Below are 26629 nucleotides of genomic sequence, written 5' to 3'. Positions count from 1 at the left end.
GTAAAAAAATAGCACATGGATTTAACACAAGTGACCTTAATTGATGGGGTTTTTCAACCGGATGAAGCCCGTGAGCTATTGACTAAGTTGATTAATCATAAGATTCAATATCATCAAGTGGATGCGTTTAGTAAAGACATTCGCAACATTGAAGATAGTGCACACAGCACACAGCGAATCAAAGCCCTAGAAGAAGCTTTGGCGACGTTGCAACAAACAGTAAAGGAAGCCGAAGCCAACCATAAGCGTATTGTCATCAAAAGTGATATCGCTTTATCTTTTGAATAATGAAATTATTTGCGGGACGAACGGTTGCAATTGCTACTGCCCATCACAAAGAGCGTGTGATGGCTTCCATTCTTGAGCGGGAATTGGGAGTTTCCTGTACCGTTCCGACCGCGTTGAACACCGATAGTTTAGGCACCTTTTCAGGAGAAATTCCCCGGGTAAAGGATGTGATAAGTACCCTTCGTGACAAGTGCAACTTGGCTATGAAAAAGAACAGTTATGATCTTGTAGTTGCCAGCGAAGGGTCTTTCGGTGCTCATCCCTCGAGTCCATTTCTTCCTGCCAATTATGAAACGGTTTTGCTCATTGATTTTCAAAACAACCGTGAATACACGGGGCGATATTGGACAAGTGATACGAATTTTACAGGCGCTTTCATAAAGGATGAAGAAGATTTAGAAGCGTTTGCCACCCGTGTAGGTTTTCCCCAACATGCGGTCATTGTGCGAAAGGACGATCAATCGTATGAGCCTATATACAAAGGGGTTCACGAATACGATGCTTTGGTGCAATATTTTCAAGCGTTGAAACAGGAATTCGGAACCTGCTATGTGGAAACCGATATGCGGGCGCATTTCAATCCAAAACGGATGAATGCCATTGCAAAAGCGACCCAAAATTTGGTAGATACTCTGCTATCAATTTGTCCGCAATGCCAAGCCCCTGGATTTTCAGTGCAACATATGGAATCGGGTTTGCCTTGTGGCTGGTGTAAACAACCTACCCGTTCACCCTTGTATGCTCTTTATCATTGCGATACCTGTACGTTTGAAGAAAAACGATATTATCCCCAGCAAAAAGAAGTAGAGGATCCCCAATTTTGTGATTATTGTAACCCGTAACCCATGCACACGCCCGATATTCAAATAGCTCAATTACTCCTTGAAAGTGGTAATGTGGTTGCGATTCCAACCGAAACGGTGTATGGTTTGGCCGCCAATATTTACAATCAAGAGGCTATTGAAAAAATATACACGTTAAAAAAACGTCCGCGAACCAGTCCTTTGATTGTGCATGTCGATTCGGTGGCCCGTTGTGAAACCTTAGTGGCACATCTTCCCGATAAAGCAAAACAATTGATGGACCATTTTTGGCCAGGACCACTAACGGTTTTGCTTCCCAAAAGTGCTGAAATTCCCGAATGGATTACAGGCGAAAGCAATCGTGTGGGGATACGCATGCCGCAACACCCGATGGCTTTAGCGTTGATTAAAAATTGTGGTTTTCCTTTGGCTGCCCCAAGTGCCAATCCTTTTTCCAAAATCAGTCCCACCTCAGCTGAAATGGTTCGCCATTATTTTGAAGATCAAGACGTTTTTGTGTTGGATGGCGGTCCGAGCCAAGCCGGATTAGAGTCCACGATAGTTGGATTTGAAGATGAAAAAGCTATTGTGTATCGTTTGGGAGCACTTTCATTGGAAGATTTGGAATCGGTAATTGGCCCGGTAGACTATGCAGATAAACCCAACAAGGTATTTTTTACTCCAGGGCGTTTCCCAAAACATTATGCGCCCAATACACCTGTCATTCTAACGGATACGCCCGAGGCTACAGCAAAACGATGGGTTGAAGAGCATACTGGAAAAGCGGCGGTTTTGTCGCCCACATTCTCCTTTGCACATGAGCGGTTACATCCCATTCAATGGCCCGAAAGTGAGGCATTGGATCGTGTTGCTTCTCATTTATACCGAACCCTTTTTGAATTGGATCAACAAGGATTTGATTGTTTAATTATCACCCCTTTTCCTGAGGAAGGTTTGGGAAAAACCATGAACGACCGCCTAAAACGTGCGGCGACAAAATAACCTATGGATTTACATCTACTTGCAGACAATTTGACCAATCCAGCCCTCTTGTTTTTTTTACTTGGGGTTTTAGCGGTACAATTGAAAAGCGACCTCCGAATTCCACAAAATTCGTCGAAGTTCATTTCGATTTACCTCTTGTTTTCCATTGGATTTAAAGGGGGGCAAGAATTATCACACAGTACGTTTAATGCTGAAATTATGGGCGCCGTTGCACTCGGATTGCTCACGGCAGTTGCTATTCCATTGTACACATTTTTTATCCTCAAACGCAACTTTTCGATTTATGATGCTGGTGCGATTGCCGCCGCCTACGGATCGGTAAGTGCGGTTACGTTTGTTACGGCGGGTAGTTTTTTGGAAATGCTCGATTATAAATTTAATGGTTATATGGTTGCTGTTATGGCGTTGATGGAGGCGCCTGCTATTGTGGTAGGTGTGATTTTGATTCGCTTTTTTACAACCGAACGGGAGGGTCCCAAAATTGGAAGCATCATCAAGCACTCGCTCACTAATGGCAGTGTTTTACTTATTCTTGGGAGTTTGTGTATTGGATATTTAGCCAATGAAGAACAAGCCCAAGGGATTAAACCTTTTACGAATGATTTGTTTAAGGGATTTTTAGCGGTATTTCTACTCGATATGGGGATTAGTAGTGGTGAAAAGCTGAATGATTTTATCAAGCATGGAAAGTTTGCTTTAATGTTCTCTCTTTTTATCCCTTTGGTGAATGGATGTGCAGTGGCATGGTTGTCGGATTATTTTGTCGCCGAAGCAGGCAATCGGTTTATGTTGGCGATTCTGGCAGCGAGTGCCTCGTATATTGCCGTACCGGCTGCGATGAAAATTGCCGTACCCAAAGCCAATCCCGGGTTGTTTTTACCGATGGCGTTAGCGGTGACGTTTCCTTTTAACATCACCATTGGCATGCCCGTTTTTCTTACTATAATTGAAAGTACTTAGATTTTTCTATACTTTGTTAGGTTGGTGAGCACTTGCACTGCTCAAAAAATCCCGCTCAAAAGGCGGGATTTTTCATGTATCATGTTTTATCGTCTTCGGCCCGTTTGGTTTCGGTTTTTTCGAATAACAGTAGTCCCTCTTGGTGTTGACGTGCGCACGACCCGCGTTCCTCTCCGGTTTTTGACCACAACTGTGGTATGTCGTCGATTGGGGATATACACACGATGCGCTACTACTACTGTTCGCGTTGGAACTCGTCGATAGACTAGGCGATGCGGAGTACATCGGGTTGTAAATACGCTATAGGTGACCACACGCCACTGACGCCATCCCTGTGGATATATCCGCCAACGCCATGGCGAACGCCACACGACATAGCCTGGACGGTACATAAAGCGCACGGCAGGCCATAATCAAACATTAACAACCACAGCTTTGGCATCGTAATGGATACCATTCGGACCTTTACCTTTGATGGTTTCGGCCACTTCTTGGGGTTCTACAATCGTGTTGGGGGCATACAGCGCTTCGTCGCCTTCAATTTGTAATTGCGCACTTTCGGGGCCTGTTTTTTCAATACCAATCACTGCGACATCTTGTTTTTCTTGATCACTCAAATAAATGCTCAACACCAAGGCATGTGTGTCGCCTTCATGAAAATCGGTAACGGTAATGTAATCTACTTGCCCGTCATTGTTTAAATCCAAATTGTTGACCCCATTGTTTTCGGCATTGATCCCTTGTTCAAAGGCTTCGATGGATTGGGATTTTTGGAAAAGGGCAAGCGCACCTTCCAAGCTGAAATTTTCTCCAATAAATTCCGGATTTTCTTGCTCTTGTGCCTTACATATGGTAAGACTACAGAGCGTAACAGTAAAAAGAAGTAGGCGTTTCATCGGTTATGATTTTCGTATTGGATGTATTTTTTGTGTCAAGGTTTAATCCACAATAAAATCGGCAGTGAGTTTTAACTTATAAAATAAATTAGAGAACTGAAGGGCAATATTACGTTCAGCTAGGGCATTTAAACTCCCATGGTATTGCTTTTGCATGCGAAGGTCCTCTATTTTTTCATCAATATTTTTAAATAGCCAAGCACAATCCCTCCCGATGTATTTCTCGTTCCTTGGGTTGAAAACATGGCACGCTTTTACTTCTCCTGATTTAATAGTGGCAAAAGTAAATCGTTGCTTCCGTGCCGCTTGGATTTGCGCATTGTGAAGTAATTCCAATAGTTTATCATAATCCATAGCCTTACTCTTTTGGGCGGTTTCAAACGCTTTTAAATTCAAACGTAGCTCCCGAATGAGTTGGTCCTTGAGCACCCGATTGCCTTTTATGAGTCCGCTTAATTGCCCTAAAATTTCTGGAAGTTCGTGGATTAAATTCAGCCATTCAAAAGCCATTATTCTTTGTTTTTGGTTTCTTCAATTAAATCTTTTAAATGAACCCGAAGCGCAGTTATCGAAATACTAACTTCCCAAAACGAGATGCCCAAAGAAATCAGTAAGCTCAGCAAACTTGCCCCAAAAAGATAAATTCCCGCCAGCATCCATTCGAGATACAAAAGCAACATGGCAAACACCGACAGGAACAGTGAGAGGACCCCAAAAAGTTGCATTGCACGAATCAAAGTGAGCCGTAGATTCAAGTTTTTTATTTCAATCAAAATACTCTTATTGTGGTTTTCATCATAATTTTTTTTCAAACTGCGAACGATTTGGGCAATGGTAAGAAAGCGGTTGGTATAGGCTAACAAAATCAACGAAGTTGCTGAAAAAAGTAAAGCCGGGGTTTCAATCTGTAAATTCATAAGTATCCTTTGCGTAAAGTTCGATAATTTTTAACGATAAAAAAAAAGGCCCGAAGGCACTTTTTTAGGATTTTAATTTTTTCAAAAGATAGGTGTATTGCAATGCATTCCACCGAGCGCGTTGGTCGTTGGTTGATGAGCCTCCGTGTCCTCCTTCAGTATTTTCATAATAGTAAATGGGATATCCTAAGTCAAGCATTTTTGCAGCCATTTTTCGGGCATGACCCGGATGTACCCGGTCATCGCGCGTAGAGGTCATAAAAAACACTTCAGGGTAACTAACACCACTTTTGACATTGTGATAGGGAGAATACTTTTCAATATAAGCCCATTCTTCAGGAATATCGGGATTTCCGTATTCTCCCATCCAGCTGGCTCCTGCCAATAGCTTGTTGTAGCGTTTCATGTCTAATAACGGCACCTGACATACCACGGCGTTATAAAGTTCAGGATGTTGTGTCAAAGCCACTCCCATTAATAAACCGCCATTACTTCCTCCCATGATTCCTAAATTCTTGGGATTCGTAATTCTGCGTTTGATTAAATCGCGACTAATCGCTGTGAAATCATCATAAATGAGTTGGCGTTTTTCTTTCAATCCCGCTTGATGCCAAGAAGGACCGTATTCAGCACCCCCGCGAATATTGGCCAACACATAAACGCCGCCATTTTCGAGCCACAATGCCCCCATGGTTCCACTGTAAAAAGGCTGCATGGCCACTTCAAATCCGCCGTAACCGTACAATAATGTTGGATTTTTTCCATTCAACACTACATTTTTAGCGGCTATCACAAAGTAAGGCACATTTTTACCGTCGGTTCCTTTGACAAAAAACTGTTCCACCTTGTATTTGTCGGCTGGGAAGTAAGCAGGTAGCCCTTGAACTTTCGTCGATTTCCGGTTTTTTACATTGTAAACAAATAGCGTTGTGGGTTCGAGGAAATTCTCAAAACTATAATAGAAATCGTCGCTTTCACGGTTGGCACTGACAATCGAAATAGTGCCATAAGCTGGAGCATCAACGCGCGTTTGATACCATTTTTCTTTGCCATTCGATAAAAGAAACAATTCGCTTTTCACATCGTTTAATACATTAATCAACAGCTGATTTTTGGTCATCGCTACCGATTCTAAACTTTGATTCGGAGTGGGTTTGAACAAAAGTTCTACTTGTTGCTTACCTTCGAGTAATGCTTTGAAATCAAGCGCAATCAAACTTCCTTGGCTGTACGTTTTGGCAGCAACTGTCCAATCCGATTTGAGTTGCACAATCGCTTTCCCAAATTTGATTCCAAGTAAGGCAGCATCATCCGGAATATTTAGTAAGAGATTTTGTCCATTTTGATAAATATACGATTTGTTGGTGTAAAAGGTAAGACTTTTGTTGAGGAGTAGGTAAGGTGTATCCCCATCGCGCAAAACAGATCCACCGTTATAAACGTCAGTCGGATCACCCGAAAGTAGCGTTTTGGCTTCTGAAAGTGGGGTACCTCGTTTCCACCATTTCACGATTTTGGGATACCCCGATTCGGTCAATGATCCTGGGCCAAAGTCGGTAGCCACGATTAAATTATTTTCATCCCAATATTGAAGGCTGCTTTTGGCCTCGGGTAAGAAAATACCGTTGGACACAAACTGTTTGGTTCGCACATCAAATTCGCGCGTTTCATGGGCATCGCCGCCGCCATTGGAAAGATTAACCAAATACAATCCATTCCCAGGATATAAAGGTGTGGCGCCATGAAAAACCCATTTTTTTTGTTCTTTCTCCGATAAGGCATCCAAGTCCAATAGAATGTCCCAATTGGATTTTCCCGCATTGTAATCGGCCGTGGTCATTCGTCGCCAAATGCCACGCACATGGGTAGCATCTTGCCAAAAATTATACACGTAATCTCCCGTAATTGACGGATAGACAATTCGATCCTTGGCATTCAAAATAGTAAGTGCATTTTGATACAAGGAGGCATAATCCTTCTCAGCTTCTAGTACTGAAAAGCTTTTTTGATTTTGAGTATTGACAAATTCAAGGGCTTTCTTTCCATCGATTTCCTCCAAATCGAGGTACGGATCTTCTTGGGCTGTAGTGGATAGCGAAGCAATTGTCATCAGCAATAGGGTTATATTTTTTTTCATGTAAAAAGTATTATTGGGTTAAATATAACCGATGTTGTGCAATAAAAAAAGCTGCCTTCTGGAGAGACAGCTTTTTTTAACGCTTTTTTTTGAATTTTTAGGCCAATTGTTCAAAACTACGTTTCACAAAAGCCGTTAATTCTTCCCCTTTGAGGAGTCCTTGGGCAATTTTAGCCAAATCCAACGCTTGTTTGATGAGTTTTTCTTGTGTTTCCCCTTCCGTTTCCAACAAGCGTGTTGCTAGGTCAGCATTGGTATTCACCACCACATTATACATTTCAGGGAAATTTCCAAAGCCCATCATTCCGCCTCCTGTTTGACTCATTTCTTTCATACGGCGCATGAATTCGGGTTGGGTCAAAATGAAAGGGGCAGCCGAACTGTCCATGGCTTCCAATTGCAAGGTATAGTTGGCTTTGGGGATGGCATTCTCCAAAATTCCCTTCAACTTTTCTTGTTCTTCTTCCGAAAGTTTTGACGGAGTAGTGTCTTCTTTTTGGATTAATTTATCAATATGATCGGCATCTACGCGTGCAAAGGTGAGGTTCTCATTATCGGTTTCCAATTTCTGAATCAAATGCGACACGATAGGCGAGTCCATCACGAGCACTTGATAGCCTTTTTCTTGAGCAATGTCAATATAGCTGTGTTGTTGTTCTTTGTTGGAGGTGTACAAAACCACCAACTTTCCATTTTTGTCCGTATGGGTATCTTTTAGCGTTTCTTTTAGTTCCGCCAACGTGTAGTAGGTCTCATTCACCGTGGGATAAAGGACAAAATCCCCTGCTTTTTCATAAAATTTAGGTTCGGTAAGCATTCCGTATTCCAATACGATTTTGATGTCGTTCCATTTTTTTTCAAAGTCCTCGCGATTTTCAGTGAAAAGTGCTTTGAGTTTGTCGGAGACTTTACGGGTAATGTAATTGGAAATCTTTTTTACATTTCCATCGGCTTGTAAATAAGAGCGTGATACGTTTAGCGGAATGTCTGGCGAGTCAATAACCCCACGCAACATGCCCAAAAATTCAGGAACAATCCCTTCAACATTGTCGGTTACAAACACCTGATTTTGGTACAACTGGATTTTATCTTTTTGCATTTGAACTTCCTGCGACATTTTGGGGAAGTACAAAATCCCAGTCAGGTTGAAGGGGTAATCTACATTAAGGTGGATGTGAAAAAGCGGGTCTTCAAATTGCATCGGGTACAATTCTCGGTAGAAGTTATGATAATCTTCGTCCTTTAAATCCGTAGGTTGTTTGGTCCAAGCAGGAGAAGGATTGTTGATGATATTGTCTACGTCAATGTATTCTGTTTTATAGTCGTCACCAGCGTCTTCAGGTTTGGGTAAAGCTTCTTTACGGGTTCCGAATTTAATCGGAATAGGCATGAATTTGTTGTATTTGCGCAATAATTCACTAATACGGGATTCTTCCAAAAATTCGGTGGAATCTTCTGCAATGTGTAAAATGATTTCAGTGCCTCGTTCGGTTTTGTCGTGGGGTACCAAGGTAAACTCGGGACTGCCGTCGCAAGTCCAATGCGCTGCGGGTTCGTCTTTATACGATTTGGTAATAATCTCTACTTTCTCAGCGACCATAAATGCCGAGTAGAAGCCCAATCCAAAATGACCGATGATTCCTGCATCTTTGGCAGAATCTTTATATTTTTCTAAAAATTCTTCAGCTCCTGAAAAGGCGACTTGGTTGATGTATTTTTCGACTTCTTCAGCTGTCATCCCCAATCCTTGGTCGATGATGTGTATTTTCTTACCGTCTTTGTCAATTTTGATTTCAATTTGCGGGTTGCCATATTCCACTTTAGCTTCCCCAATACCGGTAAGATGTTTCAATTTTAAAGTGGCATCCGTAGCATTCGAGACCAATTCGCGTAAAAAGATTTCATGGTCGCTGTATAAAAACTTTTTTATGAGAGGGAAAATGTTCTCGACGGAAACATTGATTTTTCCTGTTGACATAGTACACAATTTTTTAGTTACACAATTTGCATTAGGATAAGCAAAGAAAATACCAACCCTTGTTAAACTGACAAATTGTCGTAGTAATTAGTGCCATTAACATTACGTTAATTTCTGCCTAGTTTCAGGTCGTGCGTTGTATTTTTGCAGGAGTTTTAACCCTAAAATACAATCCATGAAAAAAATGATGTATGCCTTGGCGTTCTTGGTACTATTTAGTGCTTGCAAATCCAAATCGGCAACCAATACCCGATTAGATAACAAAACCGAAGTCGCCTTGAAAGGCAATTGGACGTTGACCAAAGTTTCTTATCCAGGAGTTGAGGTAATCAAAATCACTTCTTTTGATTTAGCCGATTCCCAATGTTTTGTTGGAAGTCAATGGCGATTTATTTCCAATAACAACAAGGGCGATTTTTCGCTAAACAACGCTTCATGTAGGGCCTTCAGTTCGCCCATCTCTTGGTTTATCAACAAAGAAGGACAATTTGTAATGAAGATTCTTAAAGAAACCAAAGCGCGTAAAGTTACCGAAGGCTATGTGTTGCAAGTTGGGAACGTTACCGAATCTACTTTTGAACTAACCGATCGTGTCAATGTAGGTGGTAAAAATGTCACTGTAGTGTATCAATTTTCAAGAAATTAAAATTTAAACACGATGAAAAAAGGAATAGCAATAATAATAGTAGGACTTCTAACCTTAGGTCCTTTGGCTGGTTGTGAAGCGGTGAAAAATACAAACAATACCCAGCGTGGTGCTGCTATTGGTGCGGTGGCGGGTGCAGTATTAGGCGGCGTTATCGGAAATAATGCTGGAAAAGGGGGTAATGGTGCTTTAGGTGCTGTTTTGGGCGGTGTTGTAGGTGGCGTTGCCGGTGGTGTAATCGGAAATAAAATGGACAAACAAGCCCGAGAAATCCAAACGGCTTTACCAGGTGCGCAAGTCGAGCGCGTAGGAGAAGGGATAACATTGGTTTTGGGCGAAAATTCGGTCCGTTTTGATTTTAACAAAGCTACATTGACAGCTGCGGCTCGAGCCAATTTGGATAAGTTAGTTCCCGTATTTAGAGCGTATGCCGATACCGATATTAAGATTTTTGGCTACACCGATTCCAAAGGTGCTGATGCTTACAACCTCGATTTGTCCGAAAAACGTGCCTTGGCGGTAGAACGTTATTTGGAATTTAAAGGGTTAAACATGTCGCGGTTTCAAATCGTAGGCATGGGAGAAGCCGATCCGCTAGGGGATAACGAAACCGAAGCGGGACGGGCGATGAACCGCCGGGTTGAGTTTTCGATCGTCGCCAATGAAAAAATGAAACAAGAAGCCCAACGCGAGGCGGGTCGCTAACTAAAAACAACGTTCGGTAACCCCGGACGTTTTTTTTTGCCTAAAAAATTAACAAAATATTTTGTTTAACAATTTGGTTAAAATATTAAACACTTATTATCTTTACAAAAAAATAGGACATGGAAACTACAACTCCCAAAAAAGGAAGAAAAAAGATCGTTGACGATCAATCCATTATTACGTTGTTTATGGATTCAGTGTTGAAAAATGATACTGAACCAAAGAATGTCTATTTATTTTGTCATGAAGTTGGGATTAAGGAATCCGATTTTTATATTCACTTTGGATCCATTGAAGCGCTGAAGGAGTCAGTCTGGATACAGTTTTTTGATCATGCTGTGGCCACCATGCAAAAGGATGAAGCTTACAATGCTTTTGTAGATCGTGATAAACTATTAACGCTGTACTTTACTTTGTTTGAACTGCTCTCCTTGAACAGAAGTTATGTTTTGTTTCAATTGGAGGGACATAAACAAGGACTCAAGAATTTGAAATCTTTACGGGGAATGCGAAACCATTTTAAAGATTTTATCATAGATAATGTTCAGTTCGCCGAGGATACCGCTTGGAATGAGAAATGGACAAAAATTTCAAAATCAGTCACGGCAGAAGCCGCTTGGGTGAATTTTATAGTGATTCTTAAATTTTGGATTGATGATACATCCAAGGGGTTTGAGAAAACAGATATTTTGATAGAAAAAACTGTCAACACCGCTTTTGATTTGATGCAAACGCAACCGTTGGAGCGTGTGATTGATTTGGGGAAATTTTTATGGAAAGAAAATCATAAGTAACCGATGAAGACCTTAGATAAAATTCCGACTGGCAAAATAGAACGCGCTGGTCAATTGGTCAAAACGGGTCTAAAAGTAGGTACTAATTATGTGGCTTACTATGGTGAAAAATTGGTGAATCCCAGTGTGTCGCGTGATAAATTGAATGAGAATAATGCGGAGGATATTTATGACGGACTCAAAAATTTAAAAGGCAGTGCCTTGAAAGTAGCTCAAATGTTGAGTATGGACAAAAGCATTATGCCCCAGCAGTATGTGGATAAATTTTCGCTGTCGCAATTCAGCGTCCCTCCACTATCGGCACCTTTAGTTAGAAAAACGTTCAAAAAATATCTCGGTCAATATCCAGAGAACTTATACGATACGTTCACTCCCGACGCCACTAATGCTGCGAGTATCGGTCAGGTACACAAAGCAACGAAAGATGGGAAAAATTTAGCTGTGAAAATACAATACCCGGGCGTAGCAGAGAGTATAAGTTCGGATTTGGCTTTGGTCAAACCCTTTGCCATTCGAATGTTTAATTTGAAAGGTAAAGATTCGGAAAAGTATTTTAAGGAAGTGGAAGACAAATTGTTGGAAGAGACCGACTACGATTTGGAACTTCGTCAAAGTATCGAGATGACACAAATGTGTAGTCATATTGAAAATTTGCGCTTCCCGAAATACTATAACGAATATTCCTCGGCCAAGATTTTGACCATGGAATGGATCGATGGGTTGCATTTGTCGGAATTTGCTAAACAGAACAGCGATCGTGCTTTGGGCGATCGTATTGGTCAGGTTTTGTGGGACTTTTACATGTTCCAAATGCATGCCTTGAAGCAAGTGCACGCCGACCCACATCCTGGAAATTTTCTAGTGGACAAACAAGGAAACTTGGTCGCTATTGATTTTGGGTGTATCAAAAAAGTTCCTATGGAATTTTATACTCCCTATTTTGAATTGGCCAATAAGGAAAGTATCAATAATCCAACGATTTTCAATCAAAAACTCTATGAGTTAGAGATTTTGCGAAAGGATGATACCCCACAAGAGATTGTTTATTTTACAAAGATTTTCCATGAGTTATTGCAACTCTTTACACAACCTTTTCACGCCAATCATTTCGATTTTTCGGATGAAGAATTTTTCGGAAGAATTGCAGTGATGGGAGAGGAGTTTGCCAAAGACACCCAGTTGCGCAAAATGAATGGAAATCGCGGTTCGAAGCATTTTTTATACATCAACCGCACCTTTTTTGGATTATACAACTTGTTACACGATATCAAAGCGCGCGTAGACACACGCCACTTTGAAAAATACTTGCGATAGGAGCAAGTTACTGTTTGTTTATTTATTGGTTAGGTTGATAAGAGCAATACGTTTTTGTATTGCTCTTATTGTTTTTACCTAACTTGTTGTATTTCAAAATAAGTTTTGCCCGAAAAACCATCGATAGAAACGCCTGCTTGGTAATTTTCGGCATAAATTTCGACATAACCTCCAACAGCCAAATTGACCAAACAGGTTATCGTACGACTCACTGTACCATTAGCGATGTGGTTTCCTGAGTTTTGCTCAAATTTAAACCGTTTACATTGGATAAGTTAGCTCCTGAAATTTCATTCAAATCAATGGTGATTGAATTCCAACTGGGTTGTAAATCCATAACATCTCTTCGTTGATTCTCAAATTTATAAGGCTAAGACATACAAAAAGTTTTCCTATAGTGTATAAAAACTATACAAGGTTTGTTTTCCTTTTTAATCGCCCACTATTCCTAGTAACCATCACTAGTATTGAAGATAAAGTGACAATGCTTTTCTATTTATTTAAATCGGGGGCATCATAATCCAAAAGCAGTTATGTTGTAATGATGTATAGGTGAAATCAATGTTTTTACTGGAAAAAGATTGTTTAGGTTGAATATGTGTAAATATTTTAAATTAAATATTTGATGTATTTTAAAATTTTAAGTAAAAAAAATATAAAAAGTAAAATTCATAAAATCGAAATGTATGGCTTTACGAAAATCAATTTAACAACAATCGTTTTGATTCTCCCTTTTCATGTATTTTTCGACTAAAATCGATACGTGATGTCATTGAAGACTTTCCGTTTATTGTACCTTTGTACCATGCTAAAAGTTTCATCTGTCTCTTTTTCGTATCAAAACGAACCTACACTGAAAACCATTGATTTTTCAGTTCCACAAGGGTGTTGTCATGCGATTATAGGCGAAAGTGGTTGCGGAAAGAGTACCCTTTTAAAAGCGATTTATGGGTTGTTTGATCTTGATGAAGGTCAGATTTTTTGGAATGAAATCGAAATTCTGGGACCCAAGTACCATTTGCTTCCCGGGATGGAGTTTATGAAATATTTAGCTCAAGATTTTGATTTAATGCCCTATATTACTGTAGCTGAAAATGTGGGGAAGTATTTGTCCAATTTTTACCCTGATCAAAAAAAAGAACGCATATTTGAACTTTTAGACACTGTTGAAATGACCGAATATGCCCATGTAAAGGCCAAATATTTAAGCGGTGGGCAAATGCAACGGGTCGCTTTGGCTCGTGTTTTAGCCAAAGAACCCGAAGTTTTATTATTGGACGAACCCTTTAGTCATATCGATAATTTCCGTAAAAACAGTCTGCGCCGGAAATTATTTCATTATCTAAAAAAGCAAGGCATCACTACTCTTATTGCTACGCACGATACTACGGATGTTTTGTCGTATGCCGATGCTGTATTGGTGATGAAAGAAGGAAACGCCATTGCTCAAGGAACCCCAAAGGAGTTGTACCATACTTCGGATTCGTATGTAGCTTCACTTTTTGAGGAAGTATCGATTTTGGAAGTAGGAGGTCAAACTTATCACGTATTTCCGCATCAAGTCCAAATTACCTCAGAGGGTATACTCGCTCATGTAGAACAAAGCTATTTTAAAGGAAGTCATTATTTACTGGCGCTGCGAATAGGTATGGCATTGGTTTATGGTATTCATTTTGAACCCATCGCTGAAGGTTCCCATGTTTTTATCCAGTTAACGTCCCGATAACCACAATTTATTCTGTCTTTTTTTCAGGAGCATATTCCAAAATATCACCCGGTTGACAGTCCAATACCTTACAAATGGCCTCCAAGGTTGAAAAACGAATGGCTTTGGCTTTTCCTGTTTTTAATATCGATAGATTGGAAAGTGTCAAATCTACTTTCTCGGAGAGCTCGTTCAACGACATTTTTCGTTTCGCCATCATGACGTCTAAGTTTACAATAATAGCCATCGTTATATCGTAAGTTCGTTTTCTTGTTGCATTTCAATACCGCGTTTGACGACAAGGGACAGAACCAAGAGTATAATGCCCAATAACAGCCAAACATCGGCGCCCCCCATGAATAGGGTTTCATTGTCGGGAAGTTCAATTTTCATAGCCGTTAGATGTTTTAAAAAACGCGTTCCCCAAGCAGCAAAAAAACTAATCCCAAGCGAAAGATAGGCCATATTGGCTAAAAGTTTTTGCAAATGAATGTTAAAAGGTTTCGCTATATCAAAGCGTTTTTCAGTAAATAATTTTAAAACAATGTAAAATAAAAGCGCCTTAAGTACTGCAACGATTAACATGTGAATCATCAAAACAACAAAATCGCCGGGCGCTACATCGATTAATTGATCAAGAAAAAAATACTGAGCCGCTTTGGGTTGGTAACTTACCGCATAAAGTACATTAAAAAGAATGCTACCCGCTTGAATGCATAAGCCAATAAATACAATCCATGTGAGGCCTTTAAAAAGGTGTAAAAGCGTTTGTGTTGAAATTTTTATTTCCATGAGTTAGAGTTTTAATCCAAATGTAAAAAAATAAATATTTATTGAAAAACAATAAATAAATATTTTTTAACATAAAAAAGCCCGGTAGATTAACTTCGGGCTTTCATCTTTTTATAAGGAGCGATTTAGTTCTTTAGATACTTTTCCAAGAATTGATCTTGTTCCCAAAGTAAATGTAAAATGTTTTCCTTGGCCGCATATCCGTGGGATTCTTTGGGGAGTAAAACCAGTCGCGCAGGCGCTCCTAAGCCTTTCAATGCTTGGAAATACCGTTCCGATTGCAAGGTAAATGTCCCCGGATTGTTATCGGCATCGCCGTGCACCAATAATAAAGGAGTCTTCATTTTTTCTGCATTCATAAATGGCGACATGGTGTTGTACACGCCAGGAACATCCCAATAATTTCGTTGCTCGCTTTGGAATCCAAATGGTGTCAGTGTTCGGTTGTACGCCCCACTTCGCGCAATCCCACAAGCAAATAAATTGGAATGGGTTAGTAAATTCGCCGTCATAAATGCCCCGTACGAGTGTCCACCTACACCCACTTTTTTCGGATTGATATAGCCCAAATCGTTAACGGCATTAATCGCTGCTTCGGCATTGGCCACCAATTGGGGAATGAAAGTATCGTTGGGTTCGGTAGTTCCTTCCCCAATAATCGGGAACGATGCGTCATCAAGCACCGCATAGCCTCGGGTTACCCAATACACAAAAGAGCCATAGTTGGGAAAAGTAAATTCGTTCGGATTCTTGTCGCTTTGCCCAGCTGAATTTTTGTCTTTAAACTCGGCAGGATACGCCCAAATTAACAACGGTAATTTTTCTTTTTTAGCCACTCGATCATAATTGGCGGGCAAGTATAAAGTGCCTGAAAGTTCTACTCCATCATTGCGTTTGTATTTGATCACTTCTTTGTACACATTTTTAATGCTTTCAAAAGGATTCTTAAATTGGGTAATAGGTGTTAACTTCCCAGACTTTATATTCCGGAAAAAGTAATTCGGGAATTCGTTTTTGGATTGAATCATGACAAGCAATTCCCCTTTTTTGAAGTCTTCAATCGAAAGTAAATCCTCTTTTTTGTCTTTCAACTTAGATTGATACAATCGTTTGGTTTTTAATGTTTTAAGGCTAAATTCATCCACGAAAGGAAACTGTCCTTCTTTGGTGAATCCATCGCCTAAAAGGTATAAATTGTCGTTTTCAATAGCCAAAACATTTCGATTGTATGCATTGCGCTTGGTTTCAAAATTACCCGGATCGGCATAAATGTCTTGTGAGTTTACATCCCATACAATTTTGGGATTTGTATTGTTGATCGAAGGATTGATAAAGTACGTTTTTTGATTTCGCGTATCATACCAATCATCATACACAAAGGCCACCGTTTCATTCCCCCAAGTGATTCCTGCAAAACGTTGTTGGGTTCGCATAAATTCACGTGGAGCCGCAGTAAATGGCGCTTCCCATACCCATAGTGCATCACGGTGTGTTACCGTTTTTCCCGCATCACCCTCATCCAAAGCTTCCACATAAAACAAAGTTGCCGCTTGATCAGGTCGCCAAGTCATGTTTCGTTTTCCTTTGCGTACCGAAGAAAATCCTTTGGGCATAATCTCTGTCAAAGGGACTTCGTTTACTTGTTGCACCAAAGTGCCATCAATTCGATACACCAAAGAGCGTTGTGGAAAACGACTCATGGGTACGATATACGAGTAAGGACGCTCAATTTGCGTAAGCATCAAATAGTTTCCATCAGGGGAAAAGCTCATGCTGGCATAAATGGCAGCCGGTTTAAACAAGGTTTTTTTGGCGTCCAATCCAATCCAGTACAACTCCGATTGCACCAATGCGTCAAAATTGGCTTCGTCGGTTTTGTTTTTTAAAAGGTCTTGGTACGTTCGGTTTTGCGACTTTTTGCCCTCACTCACCGAAACCGTAGGACCCGTAGGTAAGTCCTTTTTTTCGTCAACTAAGGCAGCCCGTTGGGAGGGTAATTGCAATACCAATAACTGTGAATTGTCGTTTTTCCATAGGAAGGGCGAACCCAAATTAGCATTCAAAACGGCCTCTGTAAGGCGCTTGGCCGTAGCGGTAACCACGTCAATTACCCACAATTCAACGCCAGTGGCCGTAGTATGCGTGAACGCAATTTTTTGTTCATCAGGCGACCATGTGATAAAGGCAATCTTCGGGTTTTCAGGCAAACCTTTGACTTGCATTTCTTGCGCATCTTTTACGTTACGCAGTTTTAAATTATTCACATAATTGGTCGTACTCGCACTATTGGTGATGGGGTTGATACGTAAACCTGCCAATCGCATTTCCTCTTGATTCAAGTCGTCGAGGGATTTGTAGGTATTGCGATACGAGAGCAACATATAGTTTTTCTTGCTATCCATTGAAACCGAAGGAGCGCGTTGGTAATCGGCCAAGGTCATAATTTCGGCGGGTGGTTTTTGGTACGTAACATTTTCCTGAGCCCAAGTGGAGGTCGTTAACAGGAATAAAAAGAAAGCTTTTAATTTCATTTTTTTTGGATTGTTGTTCGTCTTTTAAAACGAAATGTTTTCACGAAGTTAAAACTCCTATTTTTATTTGAATCGAACGACTAATAAAAAGTTAATTTTTTTACATTTGGTCAAATTCCAACCCGATGAAAACAATGCGATTCCTTCTTTTGTGCTTTTGTTTCCCAATGTACGCACAGTTAACGTGGGCGCCTCTTCCCAACATTACCGTGAATACCAACGGACAACGTTTTGATGATGTGTTTTTTTTAAATGAAACTACCGGTTGGGCTGCCAATGGGTATTATGCAGCGGTTTATAAAACAACCGATGGTGGTGAAAATTGGGTTTTGCAAACCAACAATGCTCTTTTAGGAAGTGATCATTATTTTCGAAATATCGAATTCATTGATGAAAATGTTGGGTTTTTAGGCACCTTAAACGGTAAGTTTTACCGCACAACGGATGGGGGTATTACGTGGAATTTAGTTTCTATTTCGCCCAATCCACAAGCCATTTGCGGCCTTGATGCTATAGGATCAACGGTGTATGGCTGCGGTGCTTATTTTTCTCCTGCTTACATGATTAAGTCAACCGATAGCGGCCAAACCTGGCAATATTCCGATATGGCAACCTATGCCAATGCGTTGGTAGAAGTACTTTTTTTGGATGCGCAAACGGGTTTTGCTTGCGGAAATAATGCTACTGGAGCTTTAATCTTAAAAACCACCGATGGCGGACAATCGTGGTCGGTATTGTATAACGGTTCGATTCCCGGCGAGTATGTTTGGAAGTTGCAAGTTTTACCCAATAATCCCAATCAAATCTTTGGCGCAGTGCAATCGTTTGGTCCTCAGACTGGAAAATTGATTGCCTCTAGTGATGGAGGACAAACGTGGACAACCAAAACAGCCCCTGAAACCGGTATTCAAGCGGTAGGTTTTCTAGACGCCAATCACGGTTGGATGGGGGGCTACTCAGCAGGGATTTATGAAACCACCGATGGAGGCGATACCTGGGTGAATACCAACGTAGGAGGGAATTTGAACCGCATTTTCATGGTGAATTCGACCTTAGCCTTTGCTTGTGGCACCACAATTTATAAGTTGTCGGGCAATTTGAGCGCCACTACTTTTGTAGACCAAGGACGTATGCCCTTGCAGGTTACTGTTGCTCCCAATCCTATTCGCGATAAATTGCAACTCACTATTGAATATTTGGGGACCGATCATTTGAACTTAGGTTTGTATGATGCCCAAGGGAAATGGTTGAAAACATTGATTATCGACGAGATTCAGCACAAAGGACCCAAAGCGTATCAATTTGATTTCCCGTATCCTTCAGGGGTGTATTATATAAATCTGCATACCAATACCGGTCGTCAATCGGTAAAAATTGTAAAATAGGTCAAGGATTTAGGGACTTAAATTTTGTCAAAAGCACTATTTTTTGGGTGGTAATCAGGTCAGTTTTTTAACAATTCACTAAATTTGTAGACTTAATTTTGTAAAAAAGAAGTCTATGTATCGTTCCAAAATAAAAGGCTTAGGCTTTTATGTTCCCGATAATGTTGTCACTAATGATGATTTGTCCCAACGCATGGATACCAACGACGCTTGGATTCAAGAACGTACTGGGATTCAGGAGCGGCGACATGTGATTCGTGGCGAAGATACGACCACCTCGATGGGGGTTAAGGCGGCCAAAATAGCAATTGAACGCGCTCAAATTTCTAAAGACGATATCGATTTTATCATTTTTGCTACCCTTAGTCCCGATTATTATTTTCCGGGACCGGGCGTGTTGGTGCAGCGTGATTTGGGATTAAAAACGGTGGGAGCATTGGATATTCGCAACCAATGTTCGGGATTTGTATATGCACTTTCCATTGCCGATCAGTACATCAAAACAGGTATGTATCAGAATATATTGATTATTGGTTCTGAATTACACTCCCATGGATTAGACATGACGACACGAGGGCGGGGCGTTTCCGTCATTTTTGGCGATGGGGCAGGAGCGGCGATTATCAGTCGTGAAACCGAAATGCAAAAAGGAATTCTTTCGACCCATTTACATTCCGAAGGACAACACGCTGAAGAATTGGCCTTGATTGCACCCGGGATGGGACAGCGTTGGGTTACTGATATTATTCGCGATAATGATCCCAATGATGAATCGTATTTCCCATATATGAACGGCCAATTTGTGTTTAAAAATGCAGTGGTTCGTTTCACAGAAGTCATAAATGAAGGTTTGGAAGCCAATCATTTGCAGGTTTCCGACATCAATATGTTGATTCCACATCAAGCTAATTTGCGTATTGCTCAATTCATTCAGCAAAAGTTCCGCTTACAAGACGATCAAGTCTACAATAATATCATGAAGTATGGCAATACTACAGCCGCTTCGATTCCAATTGCGTTAACTGAAGCATGGGAGCAAGGAAAAATCAAAGAAGGTGATTTAGTCGTTTTGGCTGCCTTTGGTAGTGGTTTTACTTGGGGAAGTGCCATTATTCGATGGTAATTCAACCCCGATTTTACAACTAAAAAAAGCCCGACATTCCATCGGGCTTTTTCATGTACAAACGTAATTACTATCCTTTTCATTTGGGGCAAAAAGGTGTTATCGTTTCAACGCAAAATGCGCTCTAAATTCTTTTTCTTGTCCATCTTTCTGATAGGTTATAGCGAACCAATAATCATCAGAAGGCATAAGTGTATTGTTATACGTACCATCCCATCCCGATCCCGAAGGTTTGATTTTAGTAAGCACTTTTCCATAACGGTCATAAATATAGATGTAAGCTACTTCTTGATCCCGTAAGTCGCGAATATTCCATGTTTCATTGGCACCATCACCATTGGGTGTGAAGAAATGCGGGTAGTTCACTACAACAATTTGAGATACGGTAAGACCACAACCGTTTTTGTCACGAACGGTCAACGTATGGAAACCACTCATTACATTGTAAAAGATAGGGCTGTCTTGAAATTCACCGTTATTCAATTGGTACTCATATTCACCACTGCCTTGTGCATTTACAGTCAATGTTTGCGAATCTGCAAAATCTTCACTCACAGTATACGTTACAATTGCAGGTTCAGAAGGAGTTACAGTCACCATGACTTCCTCTGAAGCACATCCCGTAGCGTTGTTTGTGGCAATAACGCTATATACACCAGGAGTAAGAACCGTATATACTGCACCCGTACCAACTTGATTTCCTTCTTCATTATACCAACGAATCGTGTGTGTTGAAGCCGATAGACCACTGTTTAATGTGTACGATTGGATCAACTGATTGGTAGTAGTGTTGTAGCAAATGATACCATCTTGTGGTGTTGGCTCAGGTAATTTATTAATGATGAATTGAAGCGTGCGTACTGCAAAACAATCTGGTGCTAACGTATTGCTCACACGAACATACACAAGGCTAGCAGCACTTTGCGTAAGGGAAGCTGTATTGCTTTGTGCATCAATTAATGTAGCGTGATAGGTAACTACAAATTCAGGACCGCTTTGGTTCCCCAAAACCGTAGTATTGAATTGGGTTAAATCAAGGTTTAAAACACCATCATTTGTTCCATCGGTATCACAAAAAGTACGCTGCGCTACAGGTACAGCTTGAGCTGTTGGAGCAGGAACAATTGTTACTGTAAACGACGTTTCATCGGTACAATTTGGAGTGTATCCCGATTGACCAAACACGTAAATGGTTTGACTTTGGGTGACTACACTGCCCACTGCAATTTGTCCTCCTGTCCCATTGGGTCCGTTGAAATAGTTCCCTGTTGTTAAAGCCGGTAAAACATAGCTCGAACAAGAAACAACATTATTCATTTGAGGAACATTATAAATTGTGATTGAAAAACTAGTTTCAGTAAAACAGTTAGGTGTAGTTCCCGTTTCAGCATACACATACAAAGTTTGATTTGAAGTGATCATTGTACCAGCGGCAACTAAATCTCCTCCTTTATTAGGTTGAGTGTAATAGTTTCCTGCAGTAAGAGTCGGTAACGTATAAGATTCACAAACAAAAACGGATGGGATAACGGGTAATACAGGCGTTTGGTTTACCGTAACGACAAAGCTACTTTCATTGGAACAATTGATACGTTCACCCGATTCTACATAGATATAGATTGTTTGGGAAGTTGTGACGGTAGTACCAGGAGCCAACTCTTGACCCGTTCCGTGTTGTCCTCCTGTTTGGGTAAAATATTTATTGTTTCCGGGTAACGCTGGAAGTACATACGAATCACAAACGGTAACATCATTTAACTCATGGGCATCAATAGTGAAGATGTTGATTGAAAAGCTCGTTTCATTAGTACATCCATTACTTTCTGCATAAATATATAAGGTTTGCGTTGTTTGGATAACATCACCGCCTTGTAATTGTGTGCCAGTTCCATTTGGACCTGTGAAATAATTTCCATGTTCCAAATTGGTGAGTACATACGCATGACACGCATCAATATCAGAACGCGAGTCAACTTCTGGGAAAGGATGAATAGTTACAGGGAAACTTACATCATTTACACATCCTCCTTCACCATCAAGGTAAACATACATGGTACGACTAGTAGTAACTAAATCTCCAGCAAACATGATGTCTCCTGTTCCGCCTGGTCCAGTAAAGTAGTTCCCGTAAGGAAGTTGAGGTAATTCATAGCTTCCACATCCTGCCGCATTTTGTGGAGGATTTAATGGTGGTAAACTGATGGAAATTGTAAAATTGTAATTATCGGTACAGTTCGGTTGATTTTGGGTCACTGCATATACGTAAATGGTTTGTGTGGTATTAATCACTGTTCCCACTGGAATTTGTGTTCCCGTTCCCATAGGACCTGTATAGTAATTTCCAGCGTCTAAAGCAGGTAACGTGAAAGAAACACACTCATTAACTGAAGTAGGGAAGTTCATACCGATAACAACTTGAAATGAAGACTGACTTGTACAGGTACCATTGGTTGCATAGATAAATACCATTTGTGTACTTGTGAGTACCGTTCCAGGCGCTAATTGCGTTCCTTGTCCGCCTGGTTCGGTGTAGTAAGCACCAAATGACAAGGAAGGTAAGGTATACGACGTACAATCATAGACGTTATCCATCGTTGGCACATCACCAAAAGGAATAATGGTGACATTAAATGGCATATCAATTTGACAAAACGGCGGTTCTGGTGAAATAAAATAATAGTAAATAGTTTGTGAGGTAGTAATAATGGTTCCTCCAGGTAATAACATACCTCCTCCATTGGGAGCAGTGTGATAATTTCCGCGTACCAAAGCGGGTAAGGTATAACTGTTACAATGCTCCTCATCAGGAATAGATTCATCGGGTCGGATAATTGTAATAGTGAAAAACGTTTGATTAGGACATAATGGAGGGGTAGGATTACTATTAAAAATGTAAATAGTGGAGTTTTGCGTAATTACATCCCCGGGAAATAATTGCGTTCCTTGTCCGTTAACCTCTGTAAAGTATTGTCCGTTGGTTAAGGCAGGAAGCGTATAATCATCACACGTGATTACATTTTCCAAATCATCTACAGGAGGAATAGGTAATACTACCATGTTTACGGGTACTACAGCAAAACACGTTGGGTCGGTAAATACGAATACACGAACATAGCAAGTTCCACCCAATGAACTGATGACACCATTAGCAACAATATTGGTATTGTTGGTAGCATCAGTCAAGGTTTGGTATACGCCAACCCCATAAATAGTTGGATTTTGACCTCCCAATACTTGGCTGGAAACCGCTTGACGGATGTTAAAATTTACTAGACTTCCATCGGGACGCGCACACATTTGTACGGTATTTGGAGTATTGGCAACGGGAGGTGCGGTTAGTAGTAATTGGAATGATTTTACCATACCACAGCCTGTTACCGGACTCGTTACGCGAACGAATATCGTTTCATTTCCTGCGCTAACATAACTAGTTCCAATGGGGTTTACGTTGTTTTGCGCATCAGCTTGTGTTGCAAAATAGGCTACTGTATGACCAGGCGCAATACCATTAGTAACATGGCCAGTATTGTAATTTAAATTGTAAGTGTAAGGACTACTTCCCGTATTACATTTGTATAAATTCACAGGATTCGGAAATACAAAATTAGCATGAAATTCTACCGTTAACTCATCCGTAACTTCTTGGCATGGAAAGGCAATATTAGTGTAGGTAAGCGCGTACGTTCCTGGTTGTGTTACTGTTAGTGTTGGACTAGTTTGTCCTGGAATTACGACACCATTACGACTCCATTGAAACGAATATTGAGCTGGATTAAGTCCAGAAGTAATGACAGTAGATCCCCCTTGACAAACCGCCGTGCCACTGGCAACAGTTCGGTTTGGACCCAATACATTTTGTCCAATATTGAAGCTATTGGAAGCAATAAAAATAGCCGAATCCGAATTGAAATCACCGCGGTCGGCAATGACCAATTTGATTCGGTAATTGCGCCCTGGGACTAAAGTAGCAGTTGCATTTAATACCGTAGTTTGACCGTTGTAGTTTATTGGAGCCGAAGCGGCATTGTTTCCTCCATTAAAACGACCAAAATATTGCTCATTTACCGATGGACACCCCGAATTGTAAAGAAAGTCACGAATGGTTACTACCGAAATAGGCGTATTGGTGTTTGGTACCACCGCCAAATTCTGTGTTGTACCAGTACTTAAATCCGTCAACAAAAAGGCAAAGGCATCGGAAAATTGACATTGAAAATTGCCATATTCTTCAGAAGCAAATAAGAAATTAAAATCGAAATAGGGCGATAATGCCGAAAACTCAAATTCCAGAACCGTAGCATTAGTAGAATTCATCGAAATCCCAGAAGCAGCCAATATAGCTTCCAAGTCAGTGTCTCCCGTCCAAGCAACATTTCCTGAGTTCAATAAAACAGTATTTGGTCCTGCTGCTTCAACAGCACTACCCGTTGATAAGACAATACCGCTTTGCATAGGGAAATTTGGATTCGTATTCACAAAATATCCAATACCATTAACAGATCCAAAATTGGAACCCGTACGCCAAGAGATATTCTGTGTTGAAATACATGGAGAATTGATCAAAATATTATTGACCAATTGCGGTACGGTATACGTACTCGCATCAACAGTGATCGGCTGTGATAAGCCTGCGACACTGATGCACAGTAACAAAAGGGTTAGTAGTTTTTTCATAGGGGCTTGATTTTGACAAAACAAATATGCACTATAAAATCGATAAAAAACAAATAAAATCGATGAAATGTATAAAATTATGTTAATTGTAAGAAAAAGATTATATATAATCAATTTTTCTGAGGAATGGTATTCGTAGGCATTGGATTACAATTACTATTCTTTTTATGTGGTATATTTGCCATCAAAAAAAATACCAATGACGACTCAACATTTTTTAACTGTTCCCATTCAAAAAGCCCTAGCGCTTCATTTTGACGTAACCCCTGAGAAAATTGAATTTCAGGAGACGCGCAAAGAGTTTGAAGGAGACATTACCGTTGTTATTTTTCCTTTTTTAAAATGTATCAAGGGCAATCCCGTTCAAATCGGTACCCTCCTCGGTGAGTATTTGTTGACAAATACGCAAGAGGTAACGGCTTATAATGTTGTCTCCGGTTTTTTGAATTTGTCCATTGCCGATTCGTTTTACGTCCAATCCTTTCAAGAAATACGGGAAGACGCCACTTTTGGATTTTCTACCCCCAAAGCGACAGAGGCCGTGATGGTCGAATATTCTTCCCCGAATACTAACAAACCATTACACCTTGGCCATATTCGCAATAACTTATTAGGCTATGCCGTGGCCGAAATTTTAAAAGCCTCGGGAAAAAAAGTATACAAAACTCAAATTATCAATGATCGCGGAATCCATATTTGTAAGTCAATGGTGGCTTGGCAAAAATTTGGAAACGGTGAGACACCCGAAACAAACGGTATTAAAGGCGATAAACTCGTAGGAAACTATTATGTCGCTTTCGATAAGGCTTATAAATCTGAAATTGAAAAGGCTCTAGCGCAAGGTGTTGCTGAAGAGGAAGCCAAAAAAACAGCGCCAATCTTACTCGAAGCACAAGAAATGCTGCGCCAATGGGAAGCGGGTAATCCCGAAGTAGTCGCTCTTTGGAAGACTATGAATCAGTGGGTTTATGATGGTTTTAATACTACTTACACCAATTTAGGGGTTGATTTTGATAGTTATTACTACGAAAGCAATACTTACTTGCTTGGAAAAGAAGTGGTGCAATTAGGTTTGGACAAAGGAATCTTCGAACGCGATCCCGATGGCTCTGTTTGGATTGATTTGACCGCCGATGGCCTCGACCGTAAGATTGTTTTGCGCTCCGACGGTACTGCCGTCTATATGACACAAGATATTGGTACTGCCATTCAAAGGGTGAAGGATTATCCCGATGTTAAGGGCATGGTCTACACTGTCGGGAATGAACAAGATTATCATTTTAAAGTGTTATTCTTAATCCTCAAAAAATTAGGTTTCACTTGGGCTGAACACTTGTATCATTTATCGTACGGTATGGTTGAATTACCTTCTGGAAAAATGAAATCCCGTGAAGGAACCGTAGTTGACGCCGATGATTTGATGCATGATATGACCCAAACGGCAGGAAATATTGCTGCTGAGTTAGGGAAACTAGACGGATATTCTGAAGCGGAAAAGCAGGAGTTATATCGTATCATCGGATTAGGGGCTTTGAAATATTACATTTTAAAAGTCGATCCAAAGAAGCAAATCCTATTCAATCCTGAAGAATCGGTAGATTTTAATGGCAATACGGGACCCTTTATTCAGTATACCTATGCCCGAATTCAGTCGATTTTGCGAAAAGCCGATTTTGAGTATCAAAACCCGGTTCTCGTTGCATTGCATCCCAAAGAAAAAGCGTTGTTGAAGCAACTCTTTCAATTCCCAGCTGTCATTCAAGACGCTGCACGTAACCACAGTCCCGCCTTGATTGCCAATTATACTTATGAATTGGTCAAAGAATACAATTCGTTTTATCAATCGGTATCTATTTTGGGAGAAGAAGATGAGGATAAAAAAGTGTTTCGTGTACAACTCTCAGCAAAAGTCGCCGTAACGATTCATAAAGCTTTCGGACTCCTTGGAATTCAAGTTCCTGAACGTATGTAAAAAA

General features: G+C 40.5%; 22 protein-coding genes. 12 read left to right on the top strand and 10 right to left on the bottom strand.

Annotated features, from left to right (window positions below):
• Positions 1–15 precede the first annotated feature (15 nt).
• Genes Q0037_RS04970 through Q0037_RS04955 form a run of 4 tightly spaced genes read left to right on the top strand, consistent with a single transcriptional unit; the run spans position 16 to position 3056 of the window.
• On the top strand, positions 16–288 hold the full coding sequence (locus Q0037_RS04970) for a hypothetical protein (RefSeq protein ID WP_287785731.1): 273 nt from the start codon (positions 16–18) through the stop codon (positions 286–288).
• Positions 288–1130 (top strand): DUF6671 family protein, encoded by an 843-nt coding sequence (locus tag Q0037_RS04965; RefSeq protein WP_297516299.1) that lies wholly within the window; start codon positions 288–290, stop codon positions 1128–1130. The genes Q0037_RS04970 and Q0037_RS04965 overlap by 1 nt, the downstream gene beginning before the upstream one ends.
• A gap of 3 nt (positions 1131–1133) precedes the next feature.
• Positions 1134–2093: an L-threonylcarbamoyladenylate synthase gene (locus tag Q0037_RS04960; RefSeq protein WP_297516296.1), complete on the top strand. Its 960-nt coding sequence runs from the start codon at positions 1134–1136 to the stop codon at positions 2091–2093.
• A 3-nt stretch (positions 2094–2096) separates the two neighbouring features.
• A complete protein-coding gene (locus Q0037_RS04955; RefSeq protein WP_297516294.1) occupies positions 2097–3056 on the top strand; it encodes a sodium-dependent bicarbonate transport family permease in 960 nt (319 codons plus the stop codon).
• Positions 3057–3142: 86 nt separating this feature from the next.
• On the opposite strand, the gene Q0037_RS04950 is transcribed toward Q0037_RS04955, so the two are convergent.
• The 6 genes from Q0037_RS04950 to htpG form a co-directional block, all read right to left on the bottom strand.
• Positions 3143–3457, bottom strand: a complete 315-nt coding sequence (locus Q0037_RS04950; RefSeq protein ID WP_297516291.1) for a hypothetical protein — start codon at positions 3455–3457, stop codon at positions 3143–3145.
• A 12-nt stretch (positions 3458–3469) separates the two neighbouring features.
• Positions 3470–3952 carry a hypothetical protein gene (locus Q0037_RS04945; protein WP_297516289.1) on the bottom strand — a complete coding sequence of 161 codons (483 nt, stop codon included), beginning with the start codon at positions 3950–3952 and terminating at the stop codon, positions 3470–3472.
• 42 nt (positions 3953–3994) lie between these two features.
• Complete coding sequence (locus tag Q0037_RS04940) at positions 3995–4462, bottom strand: hypothetical protein (RefSeq protein WP_297516288.1); 468 nt, start codon at positions 4460–4462, stop codon at positions 3995–3997.
• Complete coding sequence (locus tag Q0037_RS04935; RefSeq protein WP_297516286.1) at positions 4462–4869, bottom strand: DUF2721 domain-containing protein; 408 nt, start codon at positions 4867–4869, stop codon at positions 4462–4464. Before Q0037_RS04935 ends, Q0037_RS04940 begins: the two co-directional genes overlap by 1 nt.
• Before the next feature lie 64 nt (positions 4870–4933).
• On the bottom strand, positions 4934–7006 hold the full coding sequence (locus tag Q0037_RS04930) for a prolyl oligopeptidase family serine peptidase (protein ID WP_297516284.1): 2073 nt from the start codon (positions 7004–7006) through the stop codon (positions 4934–4936).
• A gap of 97 nt (positions 7007–7103) precedes the next feature.
• Entirely contained in the window at positions 7104–8984 is a 1881-nt protein-coding gene (gene htpG, locus Q0037_RS04925) for a molecular chaperone HtpG (protein WP_297516281.1), read from the bottom strand.
• A 175-nt stretch (positions 8985–9159) separates the two neighbouring features.
• Between htpG and Q0037_RS04920 the strand changes: the two genes are divergently transcribed.
• The 5 genes from Q0037_RS04920 to Q0037_RS04900 all read left to right on the top strand — a co-directional run bounded on the left by Q0037_RS04920 (position 9160) and on the right by Q0037_RS04900 (position 14169).
• Positions 9160–9630 (top strand): lipocalin family protein, encoded by a 471-nt coding sequence (locus Q0037_RS04920; protein WP_297516278.1) that lies wholly within the window; start codon positions 9160–9162, stop codon positions 9628–9630.
• Positions 9631–9642: 12 nt separating this feature from the next.
• On the top strand, positions 9643–10335 hold the full coding sequence (locus Q0037_RS04915) for an OmpA family protein (RefSeq protein WP_297516275.1): 693 nt from the start codon (positions 9643–9645) through the stop codon (positions 10333–10335).
• 119 nt (positions 10336–10454) lie between these two features.
• Positions 10455–11129, top strand: coding sequence for a TetR family transcriptional regulator C-terminal domain-containing protein (locus tag Q0037_RS04910; RefSeq protein WP_297516272.1), 675 nt, complete (start codon positions 10455–10457; stop codon positions 11127–11129).
• Between the two features lie 3 nt (positions 11130–11132).
• Positions 11133–12443 (top strand): AarF/ABC1/UbiB kinase family protein, encoded by a 1311-nt coding sequence (locus Q0037_RS04905; RefSeq protein ID WP_297516269.1) that lies wholly within the window; start codon positions 11133–11135, stop codon positions 12441–12443.
• Between the two features lie 766 nt (positions 12444–13209).
• Positions 13210–14169 carry an ABC transporter ATP-binding protein gene (locus Q0037_RS04900; RefSeq protein WP_367274079.1) on the top strand — a complete coding sequence of 320 codons (960 nt, stop codon included), beginning with the start codon at positions 13210–13212 and terminating at the stop codon, positions 14167–14169.
• A gap of 7 nt (positions 14170–14176) precedes the next feature.
• Here the strand turns inward: Q0037_RS04900 and Q0037_RS04895 are convergent, their stop codons facing one another.
• The 3 genes from Q0037_RS04895 to Q0037_RS04885 all read right to left on the bottom strand — a co-directional run bounded on the left by Q0037_RS04895 (position 14177) and on the right by Q0037_RS04885 (position 17471).
• Entirely contained in the window at positions 14177–14395 is a 219-nt protein-coding gene (locus tag Q0037_RS04895; protein ID WP_297516266.1) for a helix-turn-helix transcriptional regulator, read from the bottom strand.
• 2 nt (positions 14396–14397) lie between these two features.
• On the bottom strand, positions 14398–14940 hold the full coding sequence (locus Q0037_RS04890; RefSeq protein ID WP_297516263.1) for a DUF2975 domain-containing protein: 543 nt from the start codon (positions 14938–14940) through the stop codon (positions 14398–14400).
• 125 nt (positions 14941–15065) lie between these two features.
• The gene (locus Q0037_RS04885) at positions 15066–17471 is read right to left on the bottom strand and encodes a prolyl oligopeptidase family serine peptidase (protein WP_297516262.1); all 2406 of its coding nucleotides are present in this window, start codon (positions 17469–17471) and stop codon (positions 15066–15068) included.
• A 134-nt stretch (positions 17472–17605) separates the two neighbouring features.
• Between Q0037_RS04885 and Q0037_RS04880 the strand changes: the two genes are divergently transcribed.
• Together Q0037_RS04880 and Q0037_RS04875 are read left to right on the top strand one after the other, a co-directional pair.
• The gene (locus tag Q0037_RS04880; RefSeq protein WP_297516257.1) at positions 17606–18856 is read left to right on the top strand and encodes a T9SS type A sorting domain-containing protein; all 1251 of its coding nucleotides are present in this window, start codon (positions 17606–17608) and stop codon (positions 18854–18856) included.
• 115 nt (positions 18857–18971) lie between these two features.
• A complete protein-coding gene (locus tag Q0037_RS04875) occupies positions 18972–19979 on the top strand; it encodes a 3-oxoacyl-ACP synthase III family protein (protein WP_297516254.1) in 1008 nt (335 codons plus the stop codon).
• A 99-nt stretch (positions 19980–20078) separates the two neighbouring features.
• Here the strand turns inward: Q0037_RS04875 and Q0037_RS04870 are convergent, their stop codons facing one another.
• Positions 20079–24653 carry a choice-of-anchor L domain-containing protein gene (locus tag Q0037_RS04870; RefSeq protein ID WP_297516252.1) on the bottom strand — a complete coding sequence of 1525 codons (4575 nt, stop codon included), beginning with the start codon at positions 24651–24653 and terminating at the stop codon, positions 20079–20081.
• A 199-nt stretch (positions 24654–24852) separates the two neighbouring features.
• Here Q0037_RS04870 and argS point away from each other — a divergent pair, with 199 nt between their 5' ends.
• Positions 24853–26625 carry an arginine--tRNA ligase gene (gene argS, locus Q0037_RS04865; RefSeq protein WP_297516249.1) on the top strand — a complete coding sequence of 591 codons (1773 nt, stop codon included), beginning with the start codon at positions 24853–24855 and terminating at the stop codon, positions 26623–26625.
• Positions 26626–26629 lie beyond the last annotated feature (4 nt).

Origin of the sequence: Flavobacterium sp. (assembly GCF_027482425.1) — a bacterium.
In the GTDB taxonomy this organism is placed as follows: domain Bacteria; phylum Bacteroidota; class Bacteroidia; order Flavobacteriales; family Flavobacteriaceae; genus Flavobacterium.
The sequence above is the reverse complement of the archived record's forward strand: the minus strand, read 5'-3'. Positions and strand labels throughout refer to the sequence as shown.

Excerpts from the sequence above, each read along its gene's own strand:
- Q0037_RS04970 (WP_287785731.1), top strand. The coding sequence starts at position 16 with ATGGATTTAACACAAGTGACCTTAATTGATGGGGTTTTTCAACCGGAT.
- Q0037_RS04965 (WP_297516299.1), top strand. The coding sequence starts at position 288 with ATGAAATTATTTGCGGGACGAACGGTTGCAATTGCTACTGCCCATCAC.
- Q0037_RS04960 (WP_297516296.1), top strand. The coding sequence starts at position 1,134 with ATGCACACGCCCGATATTCAAATAGCTCAATTACTCCTTGAAAGTGGT.
- Q0037_RS04955 (WP_297516294.1), top strand. The coding sequence starts at position 2,097 with ATGGATTTACATCTACTTGCAGACAATTTGACCAATCCAGCCCTCTTG.
- Q0037_RS04945 (WP_297516289.1), bottom strand. The coding sequence starts at position 3,952 with ATGAAACGCCTACTTCTTTTTACTGTTACGCTCTGTAGTCTTACCATA.
- Q0037_RS04940 (WP_297516288.1), bottom strand. The coding sequence starts at position 4,462 with ATGGCTTTTGAATGGCTGAATTTAATCCACGAACTTCCAGAAATTTTA.
- Q0037_RS04935 (WP_297516286.1), bottom strand. The coding sequence starts at position 4,869 with ATGAATTTACAGATTGAAACCCCGGCTTTACTTTTTTCAGCAACTTCG.
- Q0037_RS04930 (WP_297516284.1), bottom strand. The coding sequence starts at position 7,006 with ATGAAAAAAAATATAACCCTATTGCTGATGACAATTGCTTCGCTATCC.
- htpG (WP_297516281.1), bottom strand. The coding sequence starts at position 8,984 with ATGTCAACAGGAAAAATCAATGTTTCCGTCGAGAACATTTTCCCTCTC.
- Q0037_RS04920 (WP_297516278.1), top strand. The coding sequence starts at position 9,160 with ATGAAAAAAATGATGTATGCCTTGGCGTTCTTGGTACTATTTAGTGCT.
- Q0037_RS04915 (WP_297516275.1), top strand. The coding sequence starts at position 9,643 with ATGAAAAAAGGAATAGCAATAATAATAGTAGGACTTCTAACCTTAGGT.
- Q0037_RS04910 (WP_297516272.1), top strand. The coding sequence starts at position 10,455 with ATGGAAACTACAACTCCCAAAAAAGGAAGAAAAAAGATCGTTGACGAT.
- Q0037_RS04905 (WP_297516269.1), top strand. The coding sequence starts at position 11,133 with ATGAAGACCTTAGATAAAATTCCGACTGGCAAAATAGAACGCGCTGGT.
- Q0037_RS04900 (WP_367274079.1), top strand. The coding sequence starts at position 13,210 with ATGTCATTGAAGACTTTCCGTTTATTGTACCTTTGTACCATGCTAAAA.
- Q0037_RS04895 (WP_297516266.1), bottom strand. The coding sequence starts at position 14,395 with ATGGCTATTATTGTAAACTTAGACGTCATGATGGCGAAACGAAAAATG.
- Q0037_RS04890 (WP_297516263.1), bottom strand. The coding sequence starts at position 14,940 with ATGGAAATAAAAATTTCAACACAAACGCTTTTACACCTTTTTAAAGGC.
- Q0037_RS04885 (WP_297516262.1), bottom strand. The coding sequence starts at position 17,471 with ATGAAATTAAAAGCTTTCTTTTTATTCCTGTTAACGACCTCCACTTGG.
- Q0037_RS04880 (WP_297516257.1), top strand. The coding sequence starts at position 17,606 with ATGCGATTCCTTCTTTTGTGCTTTTGTTTCCCAATGTACGCACAGTTA.
- Q0037_RS04875 (WP_297516254.1), top strand. The coding sequence starts at position 18,972 with ATGTATCGTTCCAAAATAAAAGGCTTAGGCTTTTATGTTCCCGATAAT.
- Q0037_RS04870 (WP_297516252.1), bottom strand. The coding sequence starts at position 24,653 with ATGAAAAAACTACTAACCCTTTTGTTACTGTGCATCAGTGTCGCAGGC.
- argS (WP_297516249.1), top strand. The coding sequence starts at position 24,853 with ATGACGACTCAACATTTTTTAACTGTTCCCATTCAAAAAGCCCTAGCG.